Here is a 2,443-nt window from a genome sequence, read left to right as displayed (position 1 = left end):
GTCTCCAACCCTGCGAGCCTGGAAATAAGCCAAGGGTAAATTGACCAGATGTCGAAAGAGGCGCGAACCCAGTTCCACATCAATACGACTGGCTGTATGGGCAAACACATAGGTGCGCAAGCCGCTCAGCGCCGACTCGAACAGCATGATTCCCAAAAGACCTATGGCGACAACGTCCAAAGTGGTCAGCCCATGGTGTACCAGCACCTTATCCATCACTACTTGAAAAAAGAGCGGTGTCAAAAGGGCAAATATTTGCAGTACAAAAGAAACCAGCAGGACTTCACCCAGTAGCTTTCTGTACTTCACGATGGCAGGAATAAACCAGGTGAAGTCGAATCGTGATGTCTCACCGAGGTTTCCCGCTTCGGAACGAACCAAAATCAATTGACCATTCCATTGCGCGAGCAGCGCTTCGGCGCTAATGATTTCCGCACGCTCAACACGCGGATCCTGAATAAGCACTTTGCCTTGGTCGAGCCTGGCGATAATGAAAAAACGTCCTTCTTTATCAATCGCTATGGCAGGTAGAGGCGTGCTGCCTAGGCGAGCAAGTGAGGTACTCACCCTTTTGGCTTTCAGGCCAAGCTTTCTTGCCGCAAGAAGCAGCTCAGCTTGAGAAAAGACTTGGTTATCAACTGAGAACTCATGAGAAAGCTGTTCAGCAGAAGCCGACAAATTGTGAAAGCGAGCCAACATGACCAGACAGGCCAAGCCCGTGTCCATGGCATCTGAAACTGAAGGCTGTGCAGGCGGCTCGACGCCTGGAGTGTATGTACTCATATTGTTGTTGCGTCCTTGCGTCCCCATTAGGGAGAAATTAATACCAGGCTTAATACTTCATAACCCACATGAAGGATGTGCCACCTATACCTCGGCAATCAGCGTTTGAATTGCGCTCATGTTTGTTCACGGGCATCAGGAGGAAGAAAGTCACGATCAGGATCGTAATTTTTGGTTAGATACATGGCTAAATCTGCCAAATCAGCAGGACTTAATGTGCCAGCCGCTTCTTTTAGCTTAAGGGTATCGATAATGTAATCGTAACGAGCATTGTTGTACTCTCGAACAACGTTGTAGAGTTGCCGCTGAGCATTTAGCACATCGGCTGTATTACGAGAACCCAGCTCTCGCCCCACCGTGTTTGCCTTCACCGATGCTTGACTGGAGAGAATCGTTTGTCGCCGAGCATTCACTTGTTCTATGTCTGAATTGACAGCCCGATGTAAATTTCGAGTACTTTGTACGACCTCACGACGCCGATCATCTCGCTCATCTTCACTCTGAGCCAAGCGCTCAGTGGCTTCACGAACTTGCGAGCGCGTCATGCCTCCCGAATACAATGGAATATTGAGCTCCAACCCAATGCTTCGCTGTGCAACATCGCCCCGATAACCAGAGCGACCAAAATCGGTGGGGTTGCTGTAGCCAAAGTTATCGTTATCCCCATGACGATAGGAGGCAACGGCATCCAGGGAAGGAGCAAAACCGGCCTTGCGCTGCTGATTGGTTTTCTCGGCAGCTGTCACCGCAAAATTGCTGGCGAGCAAAGACAGGTTTTGTTGCACAGCCTGTCTTACCCAGGCGCTGGCCTCATTGGGCACAGGCGTCACCACAGGTAATCGATGCTCAACCCCCTCGATCGATGAATAGTCCTGCTTGGTAAGGCGTGCAAGAGCCTCATAAGCATCGTCAACCTTACGCTCGGCCAGCTTGCGGTTGGCATTGGCGTTATCGTAGGCAGCCTGAGCATCTAGCACATCCGTGATACTGGACGCTCCATTGTCAAGGCGCGCCTGAGCCTGCTGGTGCTGGCGTTGCAAGGCTGTCTCCTCTGCCTTGGAAGCCGCTAATGTGTCCAACGCGCGCAGCGTTTCAAAATAGGCTTGCGCGGCACCAAGGACCAGCGCCTGCTCCTTGGCAGATAATTCCAACGCTGCTTGTGCCGTACTCGCCTGCGCAGCTTCGAGTTGAAACCAGCGATCAAGACGAAACAACGGTTGATTCAGGTTGGCTTGAAAGACGGACTGGCTGCGCGTTCGCGTCAAACTCGGCTCATCGCGCTGCAAACGAACCGACTCGACCGACCCGCCCGCGCTGAGCGTCGGTAACAACCCGGCCCTGGCCTGTGGAACCGCTTCGCGAAGAGCCTGATACTCATGACGGGCAGCTGAAAGTTTGGCGTCGTTGATGACCGCTTGCTGATAAACGTTCAGGAGATTTGCACGGTCGGACTCGGCCGCAGCATTAGCACCTGCAATGGCAACGGTCAGAAAAACATAGCCAGCGTTTTTGATGAAAGACATACGCCTCCTGCGATGCTGCTCGATTGCCGTTACGAGTTCGCCGTCTGCAATCTTTTCGGCCTGCTGCAAAAATCGATCAAATCCCCCTCGATCGACTCGATACTTACCCTCTCGAGCGCCAATAAATGTAGGAAATT

Annotated in this window: 2 protein-coding genes; both read right to left on the bottom strand. The window is 52.1% G+C overall.

From position 1 onward, the window contains the following. A partial coding sequence (locus FEM54_RS30510; protein ID WP_240792828.1) for a cysteine peptidase family C39 domain-containing protein occupies positions 1-783 on the bottom strand: 783 nt, incomplete at its 3' end. A 116-nt stretch (positions 784-899) separates the two neighbouring features. Beyond that, on the bottom strand, positions 900-2,306 hold the full coding sequence (locus FEM54_RS30505) for a TolC family outer membrane protein (RefSeq protein WP_138454061.1): 1,407 nt from the start codon (positions 2,304-2,306) through the stop codon (positions 900-902). Between the last annotated feature and the right edge of the window lie 137 nt (positions 2,307-2,443).

Source organism: Pseudomonas edaphica, assembly GCF_005863185.1.
Classification (GTDB): domain Bacteria; phylum Pseudomonadota; class Gammaproteobacteria; order Pseudomonadales; family Pseudomonadaceae; genus Aquipseudomonas; species Aquipseudomonas edaphica.
This window is presented reverse-complemented; position numbering and strand designations above follow the sequence as displayed.

Coding starts and splice junctions, on each gene's coding strand:
- FEM54_RS30505 (WP_138454061.1), bottom strand. CDS start 2,306: ATGTCTTTCATCAAAAACGCTGGCTATGTTTTTCTGACCGTTGCCATT.